The sequence below is a fragment of the Photobacterium sanctipauli genome (assembly GCF_003026495.1).
Lineage (GTDB): Bacteria > Pseudomonadota > Gammaproteobacteria > Enterobacterales > Vibrionaceae > Photobacterium > Photobacterium sanctipauli.
The window spans coordinates 614,388-629,541 of the sequence record NZ_PYMA01000001.1 but is presented as its reverse complement, the minus strand read 5'-3'; the positions used below and the strand labels follow the sequence as shown (position 1 = coordinate 629,541).

Below are 15,154 nucleotides of genomic sequence, written 5' to 3'. Positions count from 1 at the left end.
TGAGTACCTTGCGGTAGTGGGGTGTTGGAGGGGGTGGTCTCCCTCCTTTTTTGTTTTATCTATATTGCCCAGTACGTTGTTTAGTATTGCTTTGGGTAGTTAGCATGATTGGAGATGTAAGTATGCTAAGACTTGGCTTGGATGTCGGTGGTACAAAAGTAGAAGGAGTCGTGGTAAATGAAATGAACAAAGTTATTTTCCAAAAGCGTATCCCAACACTAAAAGCGAGCTACGGCGAATTTTTGGATAATTTGCTTTCTTTTATTATGGAAATAAAAGTGGCAGTGAATGCACCATTCTCGATTGGTATCGGATTACCGGGAGCTATTGATCCAACGACAGGGAAGATTAAAAACTGCAACTGTTTAGTGCTAAACGGCCACGACTTGAAGCATGACTTAGCGGTAGCCTTAGATCAGGCGGTTTTCATCGCTAATGATGCCGATTGTTTTGCTCTATCTGAAGCAATGGACGGAGCAGGGGCTGAGGAAAAGACGGTTTTTGGCGTAATTATTGGCACTGGGTGCGGTGGGGGAGTGGTTGTTAACAAGCAGTTGTTATCTGGGCCTAATGCGATTGCAGGCGAGTGGGGGCATAATACTTTGCCTGGATATCATGCATCAGAAGATGGTGTTAGCCAGCCTTGCTATTGTGGGAAAAGTAACTGTGTAGAGAAATTCATATCTGGTACGGGCTTTACTGAGCGATTTAATAACCGTCTTGGGTGTAGCCTGACTGCTGCTGAGATTATTGCTGCTGCGGAGCTGGGTGATAGTGAAGCCTTAGGGCATTACCGCCATTTTATTGATGCTTTTGCTAGAAGTTTGGCTTCGGTGATTAATACCATCGATCCGCATGTGATCGTACTTGGTGGGGGGCTATCTAATGCAGAAAGTATTTACCGGGATCTTCCCGTTGCAGTGTCGCGGTATGTTTTCTCTGAACATTGTTGTACCAAAATAGTGAAAGCGGCCTACGGAGATAGTAGTGGAGTGCGTGGTGCTTCATGGCTGCCAGCAATGCATTCGGCAAAATAAGGAAACGGAAGGGAAACAAATAAGCGTGAGGCAATTTTTTTCCGACAGCAGGAATCGTCAATCGTGAAGTATGGTATGATGATTTAAAAACAACGATGTAGTTACGGAAAATGGCAACAATAACTGATGTTTCAAAGCTGGCAAATGTTTCGAAAGCAACGGTTTCCCGTGTGCTTAGTGGAACACGTGGTGTGAGAGAAGAAAGTCGGCTTGCAGTGCTAAAGGCCGTTGATGAGCTCAACTACCGCCCGAATGTTGCTGCCCAGAACCTCGCTAAACAGGCAACTAACTACATTGGTGTTATCCTGCCTTCGGTTGAAGCAACGAACGTTGCCACTTATTTACCCCTGCTTGCGAAAGGCCTAAAGTCCCTCAATAAGTTTATGTTGGTGCATTACGCCACTGATATCGAAGATCAACGTCGGGTTATCGATGAACTTCAAGAGCAGTGTGAAGCAATTATTGTAATGGGGGCTCACACAACGGGCCCTACACTCCCGAATGTTGTCCACTTCGACTCTATTCAGGTAGAAGGCGATACGGTGAGTGGTTACAACTATGCTTTTGCAACAGAAAGTGCTTGCCGTTATGTCCTAGGTAAGGGGCACCGCCAAATTGCATTGTTGATAGATGAAGCTAAGGAGATGGCAAGTGAGCAGATGCTTGAAGGTTATCGCAATGCTTTGCAGAACCTTTCGATCCCATTTAATCGCCAATTAGTTGTAGAAGCGAAAAACGATGTTGAACAGGGACTACTGACACTCATCAACAGTTTTACCAAATACACAGCGCTTGTTGTTAAGCGTGATAGTCACGCAGCAGAAGCGATGCGGCTAATGCGTGAATTTAATATCGCAGTTCCTCAGGAAGTGTCTATTATCAGCCTTGAAGATTCACCATTGGCTGCTTTGTTATACCCGCCGTTAACTTGTATCAGTTATCCAACCGAGCAGCTGGTTGATGATTGCATTGATCGTGTGCGTTGTGTCATTTCAGACAAGCCTCAGGTAAATGATCGCCCTACTGCTATTGCCGGGCGTTTGATAACCCGCGGCTCAGTGGCAAATATTACTGCTTAATCTCATTCCTTTATTTGATGACAGCTCAAGTTTATGCTTGAGCTGTATTGTTTTAGCTATGCGGCGAATTGGCAATTTCTTCGCTCACCCATTGCAGCAGCTGTTTGATAGCCCGTGACAGCACCTGATTCTGGCGGACGATATAACCAAGGCTGGTGGTGGGGAAATCCGGTAGTGGGGTAATGGCGCTGGTTAAATTGAGCTTGGGATGTAGCGAGAAGGCTGGCACGATGGCGATACCAAATCCGGCCTCGGCCCAGTCGATTTGGGCATCAACACTGCCGACCTCCATCACCCGGTATTTGGGTAAATTCAAGCTAGGCAACGCCAGATCGATGAGATCGCGGGTACGGGTATCATGACCGAGCAAGATCAGCGTCGGCTCTTCGCCTTTTTTAGGCTCCTTGCTTTGTTTGGCTAGTCGTTGCCACTTCTCCAGCCCTTCCCCTAGCGCACACCATTTTACTTGCCTTAGCTCGGTGAAGTGCAAGGGTTGGCTTTCCTTCTGCGCAATCACAAAGCCCAGATCGGCCTTGGCGCTTTTAACCAATTCAGCCGCCTGGCTCGATGTTGTGTTGAACAAGGACAGGTCAATACCGGGAAACTCATGCTTGAAGGATTGAAAAGGCTTAATGAGCAACAGGCGAGAAATAATGTCGCTGGCAGCGATGGAGACCGTGCCTTGGTGCATGTCGTTAAGCGCATTGAGATCGGCTTGGCAAACCTGCAGTTCTTGCAGGGAGCGCTTGGCACTGAGCAGCAAGCGCTCGCCCGCTTGGGTAAGGCGGAAAGGATTGCGTTCGATAAGCTTAACCCGCGTGGTTTGCTCCAGTTGCTTGATATGCAGGCTGACATTGGGTTGGGTCATATGCAGCTCAGTGGCTGTTTTACCGAAATGCTCAAGTCGGGCAAGGGTAACAAAGGTATTGAGCCAGTTGAGATCGAGCATAGTGCATCCTTGAAACAATGAGCAGCGACAAGAGAAAACGGGTTCGGCGCGCTTTCGCTCGATAAGTGTACCGGATTTTCATATAAATCCCATATGGAATTCTTATCAAGCCAATAATGATAATTAATTTCTCATATCACCAACGTGGGCATAGCATAGTGGCTTCGCTTTTAAGGAGAGTTAATTATGTCGTCTATCGTTGTAGTTGGTGCAAACTGGGGTGATGAAGGTAAAGGCCGTATTGTCGATTTTCTAGCAGAACAAGCATCGGCAAGCATCCGCTTTCAAGGTGGTAACAATGCGGGTCACACCGTGGTGAATGATCTGGGTACATTCAAACTACACCAGCTGCCAAGCGGCGTATTTAACTCTGGCTGCCTTGCGGTACTTGGCCCAGGTATGGTGATCAGCCCTGAGCCATTGAGCAAAGAAATTGAAGAAGTGAAAGCCGCCGGTGTTGAAGTAAACCTATGTATTTCAGACCGCGCGACACTGTGCCTGCCTATCCATGCCCTTGAAGACACGTTGGAAGAAGAGCGTTTGGGCGATGGTGCATACGGTTCAACCCGTCAGGGTATTGCGCCTGCTTACGGCGACCGTGTGATGAAAAAAGGCATCTTGGTAGGTTGGCTGAAGCAACCTGAAGTGCTTTGCGAGCGCATCCAGTTCATGATGGACTGGAAACTGCCACAGCTAAAGGCACTGTACCCATCGTTTGAATTCGAGCAAACCGCAGAAGAAATGACCGAGTGGTTGCTAGAGGTGTCTGCACCATGGCGTGATGCTATTTGCAATGTGACTGTGCCGCTAAAAGGCATTCAAAGCAAAGGCGAAAACTTACTGTTCGAAGCGCAGTTGGGGGCCGGACGCGATTTGGTTTACGGTGAATACCCTTGGACGACGTCGTCGAATGTTATCTCAACCTATGCCGGTATTGGCAGTGGTTTACCAGCACTTCGCCCTGAGCGTGTTATCGCCGTTGCTAAGGCATTTAGCTCATCGGTGGGCACGGGGACACTCATTACCGCAATGGAAGAGCAAGATGCTTTCCGTGAGTCAGCCAATGAGTTTGGTGCAACCACAGGCCGCCCGCGTGATATGGGATACTTCGATGCGGTTGCGACGCGCAATGGCGTTGAGATCCAAGCGGCGACCGAAATTGCCCTGACAAAACTAGACTGTCTAGGCGGTATGGCGGATCTGAAAATTTGTGTCGACTACGATGGCGATCACAGCGAAAACCCAATTTGGCCACAAACGGCGGCATTGGCTCCGGTTTATGAGCAGATGGAAGGGTGGAGCGAAGACATTACAGGTTGCCGCCAGTTTGAAGAATTGCCCAAAGCGGCGCAAGCCTACGTCTTGCGTATCGAAGCGCTGATGGGTGTGCCGGTGAAAATGGTATCGGTTGGCCCGGGCCGCGAACAGATGATCATGCGCTAAGCAAAAAATGAAATGAATAAGGCCAGCCCCGTTTGGGGCTGGCCTTTGTTTTATCCGCGCTTTAGGGGCGTTGCCCCATCACTATTGCGATTAGATCTCGTCGACAACAGCCCAAACAGCGGCAAGCACGTCTTGACCGAATGCCACACTACGCTCTGGTGACCAGCCGTAGAACTCGTCTGGCTGGTTGTTGTGATCTTTGAATGGCATTTCAACGGTGTAAGACAGGCACTTGAATTGCTCACCCACCCAGCTCGAACCAATAGTCAGGTTCGCCTTGCCCGGCTCGTCTTTGTCATAGCCGTGTTCATCTTGGAATTCAGGCGTGATGGTCAGCAGGGCTTGCTTGAATGCATTTTCTAGCGATGCCAAGCGCTTGTCGTAAGAAGGGATACCCTCGCTACCCGCAACAAAGTTGAAAGGAATGGCCTCGTCACCGTGAATGTCGAGGAACATGTCGACGCCGGTTTCTAGCATGCGCTCACGCACAAGGAAGACCTCCGGGCTCTTTTCCATCGAAGGCGTTTGCCATTCACGGTTAAGGTTAACGCCAATGGCGTTGGTGCGCAGGTGGCCGCGAATACTGCCGTCCGGGTTCATGTTCGGAACAACGCGGAACACGGCTTTATCGAGCAGCGCGCGCGCCACGGTATCGGTGTCATCGAGCAGGCGTTGAAGCAGACCTTCGATGAACCATTCTGCCATGGTTTCACCCGGGTGCTGGCGTCCGATGATCCAGATGTTTTTCTTGCCTTCGGCTGGTTCGCCGATGGTAAGCAAGCTCATGTCGTTGCCATCTAGGGTCTGGCCTAGGGTTTCCAGCTGGCAATGGAAGTGCATTTGAGCTTGATGCAATAAATCTTGGTGGCGGTCGTAGCTGTATGGCGCAAAGTAGGCAAAGTACATCGAGCCGTGCTCAGGGATCACTTTGAAGGTGAGGGTGTCACCGTCAAACTCGGCTGGGATACGGAACCACTCTTCGCGATCATAGGAAGCAACTACATCGTAGTCTTGCCATCCTTCCGGGTAAGCGGACTTGGCAAGCTTGTTGATTTGGAACTGGTGCTGAACCTGAGGCTGGCTTTCAAGGCGGAAATGGAACCACTGGGCAATATCAGACTGGTTATCAGCTGGAATTGTCAGCTGAATATTCTCTGGCGACTCTGCTTTTACGACATGGATGTTGCCGCTTTCAAAATTACTAAAAATTTTCATTGTTGTTATCTACTTGCATCAAAGGAAAATAGGTTAGCATAACTATAGCTGCTAGCGAGAAATTGTCTGTTACAGAAGGTTTATACCCAAGTTACGCTAAGGTGCTGGTGGCCTATTGCAATTCATTACAAGGGACCCGTTATGGCTTTTCATTATTTGGCTCGCGGCATTATCCGCTCAGACGATCATGTGCTGCTAGTTCGTGCTATCGGCGACGCCATCACTTTTCTACCCGGTGGACACATCGAGTTTGGTGAGCCAGCAAAGCAAGCGCTAGAGCGTGAATTATTTGAGGAAGCCACCATTGTGGGTAAGGCCGAACGGTTTATTGGCGCGGCAGAAAATGAGTGGTTCGAAGGCGAAGAGCGCCAGGCCGAGATCAATTTATTGTTTGAGGTGGAAACCCAGCTCTCCCATCATGAAATGGTTATCTCTAATGAACCTCACCTTGAGTTTTTCTGGGTGCCTTGTGCCGACATCGAACAGTGGAACCTGTATCCGGTAGCGCTAAGGGAGCTGATTAAGCAAAATGGTAGTTCTCAGCAGGCGTTTTGGGGTTCTGGTATCAGTGGCAACCCAATGATTTAAGTCGTCTGAGTTTGTTGTTTAATGGGGATGGTTGTTAATGTTTGGAGGCATGAAAGTATTGGTTAGGTAAAATCAGGTCGGATTTGTCTGAACTGTAACCAGTTAACACGCTAAGGCCTTTACAGCTTTTCACTAACTCCGTATTATCCACCGCACATACGGAGAGATGGCTGAGTGGTTGAAAGCACCGGTCTTGAAAACCGGCATACGTTTGTAGCGTATCTAGGGTTCAAATCCCTATCTCTCCGCCACATTAGAAAGCCTCGTCGAATGACGAGGCTTTCGTCGTTTTACGGGGTAATAAATAGGGATTTGAAAATCCCTCCCCCCAACCAGCTCCGCCTGCCCGACCAGCTTTAATGATTCGCTATTCTGATTTTTACACCCTTAGCTATCACGATGCATGATGGTGGCTATCTTGCTGTTAGCGCTCTGCATGACAGAATGCCGGCTCCTTTTTACTTATATTTATGGAGTTATTAGTTAGATGGGTGCTGTAGAGCGCGTGTTCCACGCTGTATTATTTGAAGTTCTTGCGGTTGGCTTAGCGATAGCGGGTTTGGTGATGTTCACGGATCATGATACTGGTGCACTATCAGGAACCATGATACTTATCGCGACCATCGCGATGGCATGGAATTTCATTTTTAACTGGGTATTCGACATGGTCTTTAGTGCACCGAAGGAGAAGCGATCATTAGGCTTGCGGATTTTTCATGTAGTTTTGTTTGAGGCCGGGTTACTTATTTTGACGATACCGGTAATGGCAATCATCTTGGGCGTGTCGTTTTGGGAAGCCTTTGTGATGGATGTTGGTGTGACGGTGTTCATCACTATCTATGCTTTCACTTTCAACTGGGTATACGACAATGCGAGGGCTTCAATTATAAAGAAGTCTCAAGGCTCTTCATCTTTAGCGACATAACGTTCGAATTTGACGACGAAGAGTTCTTTTAAGTGATGAGCCCACCTATATAGGTGGGCTTTGGAATATAGGTGAATTCTGAGACTGTTTAGGTCATAGGCTCTACCCATTCGAAAGCCACCCTTACTTCTGGCACAATACCGCGGTTCAGACAGTGGTGGGAAAGTGATGACAATACCAGCGGTTGTATTAGATAAAATTGTGGCAGAGCTTGGTGCGCAAGGCATTGAGCGTACAGAGGTTATTCAGCCGCTATGGGGTGGTTATGGGGAGTTGTTTCGTGCCTTTTTGATAGGTAGCCAGTATCGCTCGGTTATAGTGAAACATATCAAGCTCCCTCAGCCAGAAAACCATCCCCGTGGTTGGAATACGTCGTTGTCGCATCAGCGCAAACTCGACTCATACCAAGTGGAAGTGAATTGGTATCGTGACTATGCCAACCATTGCGATTCGTATTGCCCCGTGCCCGCGTGTTTGTATGTCGAGCAAATCGACAATGAAATACTGCTTATTCTGGAAGATCTTTCAACTTGTGGCTTTAGCGAGGTGCGAAAAGAGGCAAGCCAGGCCGCAATATTGGCCTGCCTTTCTTGGCTGGCTTCGTTCCATGCTAAGCATATGGGGGTAGAACCTGCCGGGCTTTGGCATACGGGAACATATTGGCATTTGGCAACCCGCCCCGATGAACTTGCTGCCCTGCAAGATAGTGCGCTAAAAGCGGCTGCTGGTACCATTGATTTGGCACTCAGCCAGTGTCGTTATCAAACCCTGGTGCATGGTGATGCCAAGCTCGCTAATTTCTGTTTTTCGGCTGATGGCAGCAAGGCGGCAGCGGTCGATTTTCAGTATGTGGGTAAAGGTTGCGGGATGAAAGATGTCATCTTGTACTTGAGTAGCGTACTGGACTTTGATGAGTTGGTGAAAGGTGATGAATCACAGCAAGCGATTGATACATATCTCGATCACTACTTTTCTGAATTACAGCGTGGGTTGGCGGCGTACTGCCCTTCAATCAATGCCGATGATGTCGAACATGCCTGGCGTCCGCTCTATTGTGTGGCGTGGGCTGACTTTCAGCGCTTCATTAAAGGTTGGAGCCCCGGGCATTGGAAAATAAATGCGTATACAGAGGCATTAACCCAACATGCACTGGCACAGCTAGAAGGAAAACGATGATGCTAACCACAGCGCAGATCAAACAGCTGCTTGATGCTGCCACCGAAGCTGCTCAGCAAGCTGCCGAGTATATCCAGCAGTTTGACCGCGATGCCTTAGTTGTTGACCAGAAAGTGGCTGGCAATAGCTTGAGCTCGCAAGTGGTTACTCAGGTGGACATCGACTGCCAAACGTTGATCCTATCAGTGCTGGAGCCCTATAGCTCTCAATATGGTTTTGCGGTGTTGTCGGAAGAAAATGCCCTCGAAGAGCAAGCCTATGATCACCCTCGCCACCAGGCTGATTACTTCTGGTGCATCGACCCCCTTGATGGCACCTTGCCGTTTATCGAAGGTATCGACGGCTTCGCCATTTCGATTGCCTTGGTATCAAAAGCGGGTGATCCTCTACTGGGCGTGGTAGCCAACCCAAATACCTGTGATTGCTACCAAGCCTATTGCTGTGAAGGCAAGGCATCGCTGCTCAAAAATGGCCTACCTTGGGTGTCTCAGCCAAAGCCTACCGAATCTGGACTTGGTTCCACCTACCTGACCTTTTTCGTCGATCGCAGTTTTCTTAACGATCCCCGGTTCAAGTTACTAGAGCAGAAGTTGGCTACCTATGCCCATGAGCGTGGGTTTGAAGGTGTGCGCGTATTTTCCCGGTTTGGTGCTGTGATGAATGCCATCGGTACCTTGGAGCTAGCGCCAGCCTGTTATTTGAAACTACCAAAGGCGGGTAAGGGAGGTGGCAGTTTATGGGATTTCTCGGCAACGGCAGCTATTTTCAGTGCCGCGTTATGTCAGGCAACGGGGTACTCGGTGAGTGATATTTTTGGGGATCCGCTTGATCTGAACCGATCCGATTCAAACTTCATGAACCATAAAGGCGTGGCATACACATCGGGCTTGGCAAGCGAGGAAGTGTTGCAGCTGTGCCAGCTGGTGGCAACAGAGTAACGAAGTAGCGCTAATTGGAGTAAGAATATTGGAGGGTGAGAGCGAAGCACGGGAAACAAAAGTCGGTGTTAGCTTTAGCTGCCATTAATGGGTCAATAGCAGGGGGGCTACTTTAGTTTCTTACGTGGCCTCGCTCTCGGGGGAATCGTTAGGTTAAGTACTAATTGTTTTGTTTAGGGCTTAGCCTAGGATCTTCTTCATTTCAGTCGCGACCTTGTCCACCTTGCCGATACCGACGATAACTTGCAGGCCGCCAGAGCCGATTGTCACCACGCCAGCGGCGCCAAGGGCTTTCATCGCTTCTTTATCTGCAATGGATGAATCTTTCACCGTTAGGCGCAAGCGCGTAATACAGTTATCTACCTCAAGAATATTCTCTTCACCGCCAATGGCTTTGATATAGGCATGGGCGATTTCATCTATGTTATCTTCGTTGACTGCCTCTTCGTTGCTTTCACCGCGTCCTGGGGTCATCAGGTTGAACTTCGTAATAGTGATACGGAAGATGGTGTAGTAAAGTCCGAAGAACACCAGACCTTGCACAATAAGCATGTACCACTTGGTGGCGAGCGGGTTCTGGCTGGATAGTACTAGGTCGACCAAGCCTGCCGAGAAACCAAAGCCTGCCATCCACTCCATGCTTGCAGCGATGTACATTGAGATCCCCGTCAGTACGGCGTGGATCAGGTACAGTACCGGTGCAACGAACATAAAGCTGAATTCTAGCGGCTCAGTAATGCCGGTGAAGAATGAAGCCATGGCTGCAGCCAGCATGATAGAGAAAACTTTGTCTTTGTTTTTCTTATCCGCACTACGATAGATAGCCAATGCTGCACCAGGAAGGCCGAACATCATGATAGGGAAGAAGCCTGCTTGGTACATACCAGTTTGGCCGACAACAGCGGTGCCGTTGGCAATCGATTGTGCGCCGCCCAAGAAATTAGGGATATCGTTGATACCCACAACATCAAACCAAAATACTGGGTACAGAGCGTGGTGCATGCCGATAGTGAGCATTAGGCGGTTGAAGAAGCCGAATAAGCCAGCGCCTAGTGCGCCCATTGATTGTAGCTGAGTACCAAATGCAATCAACGCGTCATAGATAACAGGCCATACGTAAAGTAGCACGGCTGCAAGGGCGATACCGGCAATCGAGGTTAGGATCGGAACCAAGCGCTTACCGCTAAAGAAGGCTAGGGCTTTTGGCAGTTCCACCTCGTGGAAACGGTTATAAATTTCGGCCGAGAGGATACCAACAAGGATACCGATGAACTGGTTGGATATTTTGCCAAATGCAGCAGGCACGTTCTCTAGTGCGACACCTTGCAGTTGGGCAACCACTGCCGGAGAAAGCAGGGTTGTGAGCACCGTAAAGCAGACGAAGCCAGACAGGGCGGCGGCACCGCTTTTATCTTTACTGAGGCCGAAGGCGACACCGATAGCAAATAGAACGGCCATATTATCGATGATGGCTGCACCAGATTTAATGAGTAGGGCAGCAATGACACTTTCTGAACCCCAGCCAACGGGATCCATCCAGTAGCCAATACCCATCAAGATAGCAGCAGCAGGCAGAGTGGCAACCGGCACCATGAGTGCTTTACCCACTTTTTGTAAATAACCCAGTATGTTCATGTATGTCCTTGTTATTTCGCAGCAATTAGAAACTTTTTAAGGTGTGGTTTGCTTTCCAGTTGGCCTAAGTTAACTGGCGAGGCTTAGTTCTATGGCGAACAATTTAAAATGAAATTAGGGAAGCCGACAAACGAATTAAAAGGTATAATCTATTAAAAATTTTAATGCGTAGTGGTAATGGACAGAAAACAGCAGTTGTTAGCCAACATGCACTCATTCAGTGTGGTCGCCAAGTATTTGAGCTTTACCAAGGCTGCTCAAGAGCTGAACTTAACCCAAGGGGCGGTTAGCCACCGGATCAAAAACCTCGAGAAGCAATTGGGGTTCCCGCTGTTTGTCCGCTTGACCAGACGGATGGAGTTGACACCGGAAGGCGAGCGCTTGTTAGTTACATTGAACCAGTCGTTCGACAGTATTTTTACCGAGCTTGAAGACATCCGAACCAATGAGTTGAGTGGTGAGCTATACATTGGCACTTCCCCGGGTTTTGCCAATGGTTGGTTGATGCCGAGATTGGGAGCATTTCAGCAACAGTTTCCTAATTTGAATGTTCGATTGTTGGCAAAAGAGGACAAAATTGATTTTCAATACGAACCTCTCGATGCCGCCATATACTACAGCGATGACGATTATCCGGGTTTCTATTGCTACCGATTATTTGATGAAAGGCGGATACCGGTTTGTTCCCCGGAATATGCCAAGCGCCTTGGACTCGCTGAGGGAAAAATGGATGGTTTGCGTGATGCGACTTTTATCCACGGTTCTCGCTCGTCAATTTGGCAACGTTGGCTAAAAGAAATGGGGGTGACCGATATTGATCCTACCAAGCGGCAGTATATTTTCAATTTCTCTGATTTTGATGTGAATGCCGCCCGTCAATCGTTGGGTATTGCGATGGGAAGGCAAAGGTTCGCAATGCCCTTTATTCTTTCTGGGGAGTTAGTTGCCCCCTTTCCGTCGATAAATACGGGCTTGGGCTATGACTTGGTATGCCCTGACGGGATGCAGAAGCGGCCAAAGTTTCAGGCGTTTTATCGCTGGCTCAAGCAGGAACTCGAACAAGAAAACGGTTTTGATCTCGGCAGTGCTGATATAAATATGTCCAAATGTTAATTCAAATGGCTCCGTGCTTACGGTTTCAGTCAGCGGCAGAAGCGCACTCCACATGAATAGCGGTGGTTGGTGAGATAGGCGGATATGGTAATTTTCGTCTAAAAACACAGACTAACGCCGGTTATTTTTGAATAAGACCAGTATAGGGCGGGCCAAGGTTTTTATAAGCTAATGTTAATTATTTCCGGTAAAACATTCACGATTGAATTGTAATGTAACACTTTTGTCATGGTGGTTACGGCTCTAGTTATTCCAGAATATAGCAAGGCTCCGGACGTATGTTCGGTGCCTTTTTTTTGAGCTAAAGCTCAATAAGCAAGCATGGATGCTTACTGGTAAATAAGTTTAATTACCGTTTATTTCTGGGCGGTTGTAATTGGAGTGTTGATGGAAAACTTATCCTATCTAGTGGCTTTCAATCACTTGTTTTTCTCCATGGTAGCTGTGGTTATCATGGTATTGCTTGCTCGTACTGTTGTTGCGGGCACTAAGTACTCAGCAGTATTGATGATCGTTGTCTTTGGTCTGTTAATGGGTACGCTATTTGTAGAAAGTGGGCTTGCTCAACCCGGTTTGAATGACTTCCCGGTCATCGTTTTGCTGGGGCAGACCACAGTAATTGCTCTGATCGCTTCATTCTTTGTCGGTGGGCAGGAAATCCGCCGCTTGTTGATGAAACAATTGGGCAGCGTGGAAAGTTTGGTTGAACCGGGCAAACATGAAGTTTTTGTCGGTACCACAAGCACGCAACTGGTTTATGTGATCCGAGCTTTCGTGCTGCTCATGAGTATCGAAATGGTCTCGGCGCTGATTTCAGGTCGCAGTGGCGCCCACCCTCTCGGTGAGTCATACATGGCACTGGCGTATGTCGGCATGACCATCTCCCTGATCCTGATCGATAGCAAGGCGAAAATCGTCAATAAGCGCAATTACCTGATGCGCGGTGTGATTGAAGTGGTTGCCATCATTGCGGTATTGATTATTTCACTACGTATCTCCCAGTTGATTTCGGGCTTTATTGGTCTGCCACAGATCTTCTTTGCCATGGTGCTGTCTTCAGGCCTAGGTATGGCTATGCCGAAGTGGAAGCTGGGCCCAACAATGAACGCGCTACTTTTTGCCGGTATTCCTGTAGTACTGACCGGTAGCTTCTTGGTGGGTGGCTCACACATGATGGAAGCGTTCAGCATTCCGGGTCTCCAAAGCGTGATCGTATACGGTTTTGCGGGGCAGATGTTCTGGATGTTTGGTGGCCTGGCGATTCTTATCTTCCTGGCGAAAGCAAATCACGTTCGCAACTTGGCACCTGGTATGGCGGGTGGCCTGTCACACTCAGGCTTGACCGGGGCATGTACGGCGGGTGATCTCGGTGCAACTGCCGCAGGTCGTGCTCCGATCATGATTAACGTTCCTTTCCTTGGCCATATCTTTGTCTTTACCATCTTGGCTGCGAGTGCAGAAAGCGGCGTGCTGTTGGTTAAATGGGTGCTACCGCTTGTGCTTGTTGGCTTGGGCTGCGTGTATCTGGCAACGAAGAATCTGCGTAAGGCGAATGGCAACGATGAGATGGAAATCAAGGGCTTGATGCAGTTCTCATTTGGCTGGCAGATCACCGCTGTATTCGGTAGTTTTACCATCTTGCACTTTGCTGGCATGCCTATCGAGAATGCGTCTATGGCAGCGGCTTCAGGCCTGTCTCACTTCGGTTTGTTTGCTGCCACCCAGGGCGGTATGTTTGGTGCCGAAGCGGCGAGCATGATCACCTTTATCTTTGCGACGCCATTCTTGGTTCACCCGCTGGTGTTTGGCTTGTTTGGTAAAGCGGCAGAGAACAATGGCCCGATGGCGAGCAGGGCGGTTATGGCTGTATTTATCATCGGTACCTTGGGCGTGCTTTTTTCTGCTTTCTCGGTATAACTGAATGAGTTGCCCGTCGCCTATTAATTTGGCGGCATGGCAACTTAATCGAATAGCAATTTAATAGACGAGCAACTTAATTGCCTTGTCGTTCAATGAGCCACCGCTACAGCCCCTTACTTGGCGCTGAGGCGGTGGCTTTTTACTATCCGCTTTATTCTTACTCTTTTAGCCACTGGCTGATTGAGAGATAGTTTGATTCAACCACTGACAAAAACACTCTATCGCGGGTGTACTACGTTGGCGGAAAAGGAAATACCCAGCCTGGGCTTTGATGGCAGGGTAGGGGGCCACAAGCCGGTTTTGCTCAATTTCATTGCCCAACAATGCCTGCCGGGCAAGGGCCACACCGAGTCCGGCTTCCGCTGCTGCCATCGCCATATCGGTTCGGTTGAAATAATGCCCTTCTGGCGAATGGATGAATTTCTTTCCCATCGAGTCAAACCAGTAGCGCCACTCCTGATCTTTCTGCGCCTCCCGGCAAGGCATTGCGTCATGCAGCAAGGTGACGGTTTTCCAGCTACCTTCTGATTGCCAATCATATTTTTGGTAATACGCTGGGCTCATGACCGGGATAAGGTGTTCTTCGAGTAACAGCTTTCCGTCACTTGTATCTGTCCCGAACTGGCAGTAATCAATCACCAAGTCGACATCGTCGCATTGGTGATCCACCAACGCACCGTCAGCAAAGGTCAGTACTTTTATATCTGGGTATTGGCGATAGAAATCATGCAGTTTAGGCACCAACCACTTGTAAGCGAAAGAAGGAGTGAGTTTCAGGTGGATCTCTTGACTATCGGCAGGCTGTTTTAGTTTGGCTAATACCGTCTCGATAGCTTCGAGGCTTTGGCTGACCACTTGGTATAAGGCTTTACCTTCTTCGGTGAGGGTAAGGCCGCGAGAGTGGCGCTCGAACAGGATTAGCGCCAACCGTTGCTCGAGTTGTTTGATTTGCTGGCTGAGTGCACCCGGCGTAAGGTGTAACTGTTTCGCTGCTTGGGTTAAGTTGCCGTATTTTGCCACCACTTCAAAGGTGGCCAATCCTGCCAATGTGCTGCCTTTCATCGCAATCCTTGCAAACAGAAAATGAATAGTGATATTGGTGCCCGGAAACACCCGAGTTTCTTAATGCCGGTGTT

The 15,154-nt window shown here is 48.8% G+C and carries 13 protein-coding genes and 1 tRNA gene; 10 read left to right on the top strand and 4 right to left on the bottom strand.

The features are described 5' to 3' along the window. Positions 1–104: 104 nt before the first annotated feature. Positions 105–1,037 carry an ROK family protein gene (locus C9I98_RS02715; protein ID WP_245907071.1) on the top strand — a complete coding sequence of 311 codons (933 nt, stop codon included), beginning with the start codon at positions 105–107 and terminating at the stop codon, positions 1,035–1,037. Positions 1,038–1,147: 110 nt separating this feature from the next. After that, on the top strand, positions 1,148–2,116 hold the full coding sequence (locus C9I98_RS02710) for a LacI family DNA-binding transcriptional regulator (RefSeq protein WP_107271541.1): 969 nt from the start codon (positions 1,148–1,150) through the stop codon (positions 2,114–2,116). 52 nt (positions 2,117–2,168) lie between these two features. On the opposite strand, the gene C9I98_RS02705 is transcribed toward C9I98_RS02710, so the two are convergent. After that, positions 2,169–3,065, bottom strand: coding sequence for a LysR family transcriptional regulator (locus C9I98_RS02705; protein ID WP_036823962.1), 897 nt, complete (start codon positions 3,063–3,065; stop codon positions 2,169–2,171). A 186-nt stretch (positions 3,066–3,251) separates the two neighbouring features. On the opposite strand from C9I98_RS02705, the gene C9I98_RS02700 reads away from it, so the two are divergent. Then, the gene (locus C9I98_RS02700; RefSeq protein WP_036823961.1) at positions 3,252–4,508 is read left to right on the top strand and encodes an adenylosuccinate synthase; all 1,257 of its coding nucleotides are present in this window, start codon (positions 3,252–3,254) and stop codon (positions 4,506–4,508) included. A gap of 90 nt (positions 4,509–4,598) precedes the next feature. Here the strand turns inward: C9I98_RS02700 and C9I98_RS02695 are convergent, their stop codons facing one another. Next, complete coding sequence (locus C9I98_RS02695; RefSeq protein ID WP_036823959.1) at positions 4,599–5,723, bottom strand: M14 family metallopeptidase; 1,125 nt, start codon at positions 5,721–5,723, stop codon at positions 4,599–4,601. Positions 5,724–5,864: 141 nt separating this feature from the next. Between C9I98_RS02695 and C9I98_RS02690 the strand changes: the two genes are divergently transcribed. From C9I98_RS02690 to C9I98_RS02670, 5 genes are all read left to right on the top strand, one after another. Then, positions 5,865–6,311 (top strand): NUDIX domain-containing protein, encoded by a 447-nt coding sequence (locus C9I98_RS02690; RefSeq protein WP_036823957.1) that lies wholly within the window; start codon positions 5,865–5,867, stop codon positions 6,309–6,311. A 160-nt stretch (positions 6,312–6,471) separates the two neighbouring features. After that, a tRNA-Ser gene (locus tag C9I98_RS02685) sits at positions 6,472–6,562 on the top strand. 236 nt (positions 6,563–6,798) lie between these two features. Next, positions 6,799–7,236, top strand: coding sequence for a PACE efflux transporter (locus tag C9I98_RS02680; RefSeq protein WP_036823954.1), 438 nt, complete (start codon positions 6,799–6,801; stop codon positions 7,234–7,236). A 168-nt stretch (positions 7,237–7,404) separates the two neighbouring features. Beyond that, positions 7,405–8,412: a phosphotransferase gene (locus C9I98_RS02675; RefSeq protein WP_036823950.1), complete on the top strand. Its 1,008-nt coding sequence runs from the start codon at positions 7,405–7,407 to the stop codon at positions 8,410–8,412. Then, positions 8,409–9,350: a 3'(2'),5'-bisphosphate nucleotidase CysQ family protein gene (locus C9I98_RS02670; protein ID WP_036823946.1), complete on the top strand. Its 942-nt coding sequence runs from the start codon at positions 8,409–8,411 to the stop codon at positions 9,348–9,350. Before C9I98_RS02675 ends, C9I98_RS02670 begins: the two co-directional genes overlap by 4 nt. Before the next feature lie 180 nt (positions 9,351–9,530). On the opposite strand, the gene nagE is transcribed toward C9I98_RS02670, so the two are convergent. Then, complete coding sequence (gene nagE, locus C9I98_RS02665) at positions 9,531–10,985, bottom strand: N-acetylglucosamine-specific PTS transporter subunit IIBC (protein ID WP_107271540.1); 1,455 nt, start codon at positions 10,983–10,985, stop codon at positions 9,531–9,533. Positions 10,986–11,162: 177 nt separating this feature from the next. Between nagE and C9I98_RS02660 the strand changes: the two genes are divergently transcribed. Next, complete coding sequence (locus tag C9I98_RS02660) at positions 11,163–12,098, top strand: LysR substrate-binding domain-containing protein (protein ID WP_107271539.1); 936 nt, start codon at positions 11,163–11,165, stop codon at positions 12,096–12,098. A gap of 387 nt (positions 12,099–12,485) precedes the next feature. Then, positions 12,486–14,015: a hypothetical protein gene (locus C9I98_RS02655; RefSeq protein WP_107271538.1), complete on the top strand. Its 1,530-nt coding sequence runs from the start codon at positions 12,486–12,488 to the stop codon at positions 14,013–14,015. A 168-nt stretch (positions 14,016–14,183) separates the two neighbouring features. Here C9I98_RS02655 and C9I98_RS02650 read toward each other — a convergent pair whose 3' ends face one another. Then, positions 14,184–15,080, bottom strand: coding sequence for a LysR family transcriptional regulator (locus C9I98_RS02650; RefSeq protein ID WP_036819345.1), 897 nt, complete (start codon positions 15,078–15,080; stop codon positions 14,184–14,186). Positions 15,081–15,154 lie beyond the last annotated feature (74 nt).

What these genes read in the sequence shown, in the direction of transcription:
- C9I98_RS02695 (WP_036823959.1), bottom strand. Translation starts at nt 5,723, where the DNA reads ATGAAAATTTTTAGTAATTTTGAAAGCGGCAACATCCATGTCGTAAAA.
- C9I98_RS02710 (WP_107271541.1), top strand. Translation starts at nt 1,148, where the DNA reads ATGGCAACAATAACTGATGTTTCAAAGCTGGCAAATGTTTCGAAAGCA.
- C9I98_RS02670 (WP_036823946.1), top strand. Translation starts at nt 8,409, where the DNA reads ATGATGCTAACCACAGCGCAGATCAAACAGCTGCTTGATGCTGCCACC.
- C9I98_RS02705 (WP_036823962.1), bottom strand. Translation starts at nt 3,065, where the DNA reads ATGCTCGATCTCAACTGGCTCAATACCTTTGTTACCCTTGCCCGACTT.
- C9I98_RS02660 (WP_107271539.1), top strand. Translation starts at nt 11,163, where the DNA reads ATGGACAGAAAACAGCAGTTGTTAGCCAACATGCACTCATTCAGTGTG.
- C9I98_RS02700 (WP_036823961.1), top strand. Translation starts at nt 3,252, where the DNA reads ATGTCGTCTATCGTTGTAGTTGGTGCAAACTGGGGTGATGAAGGTAAA.
- C9I98_RS02675 (WP_036823950.1), top strand. Translation starts at nt 7,405, where the DNA reads ATGACAATACCAGCGGTTGTATTAGATAAAATTGTGGCAGAGCTTGGT.
- C9I98_RS02655 (WP_107271538.1), top strand. Translation starts at nt 12,486, where the DNA reads ATGGAAAACTTATCCTATCTAGTGGCTTTCAATCACTTGTTTTTCTCC.
- C9I98_RS02690 (WP_036823957.1), top strand. Translation starts at nt 5,865, where the DNA reads ATGGCTTTTCATTATTTGGCTCGCGGCATTATCCGCTCAGACGATCAT.
- C9I98_RS02650 (WP_036819345.1), bottom strand. Translation starts at nt 15,080, where the DNA reads ATGAAAGGCAGCACATTGGCAGGATTGGCCACCTTTGAAGTGGTGGCA.
- nagE (WP_107271540.1), bottom strand. Translation starts at nt 10,985, where the DNA reads ATGAACATACTGGGTTATTTACAAAAAGTGGGTAAAGCACTCATGGTG.
- C9I98_RS02680 (WP_036823954.1), top strand. Translation starts at nt 6,799, where the DNA reads ATGGGTGCTGTAGAGCGCGTGTTCCACGCTGTATTATTTGAAGTTCTT.
- C9I98_RS02715 (WP_245907071.1), top strand. Translation starts at nt 105, where the DNA reads ATGATTGGAGATGTAAGTATGCTAAGACTTGGCTTGGATGTCGGTGGT.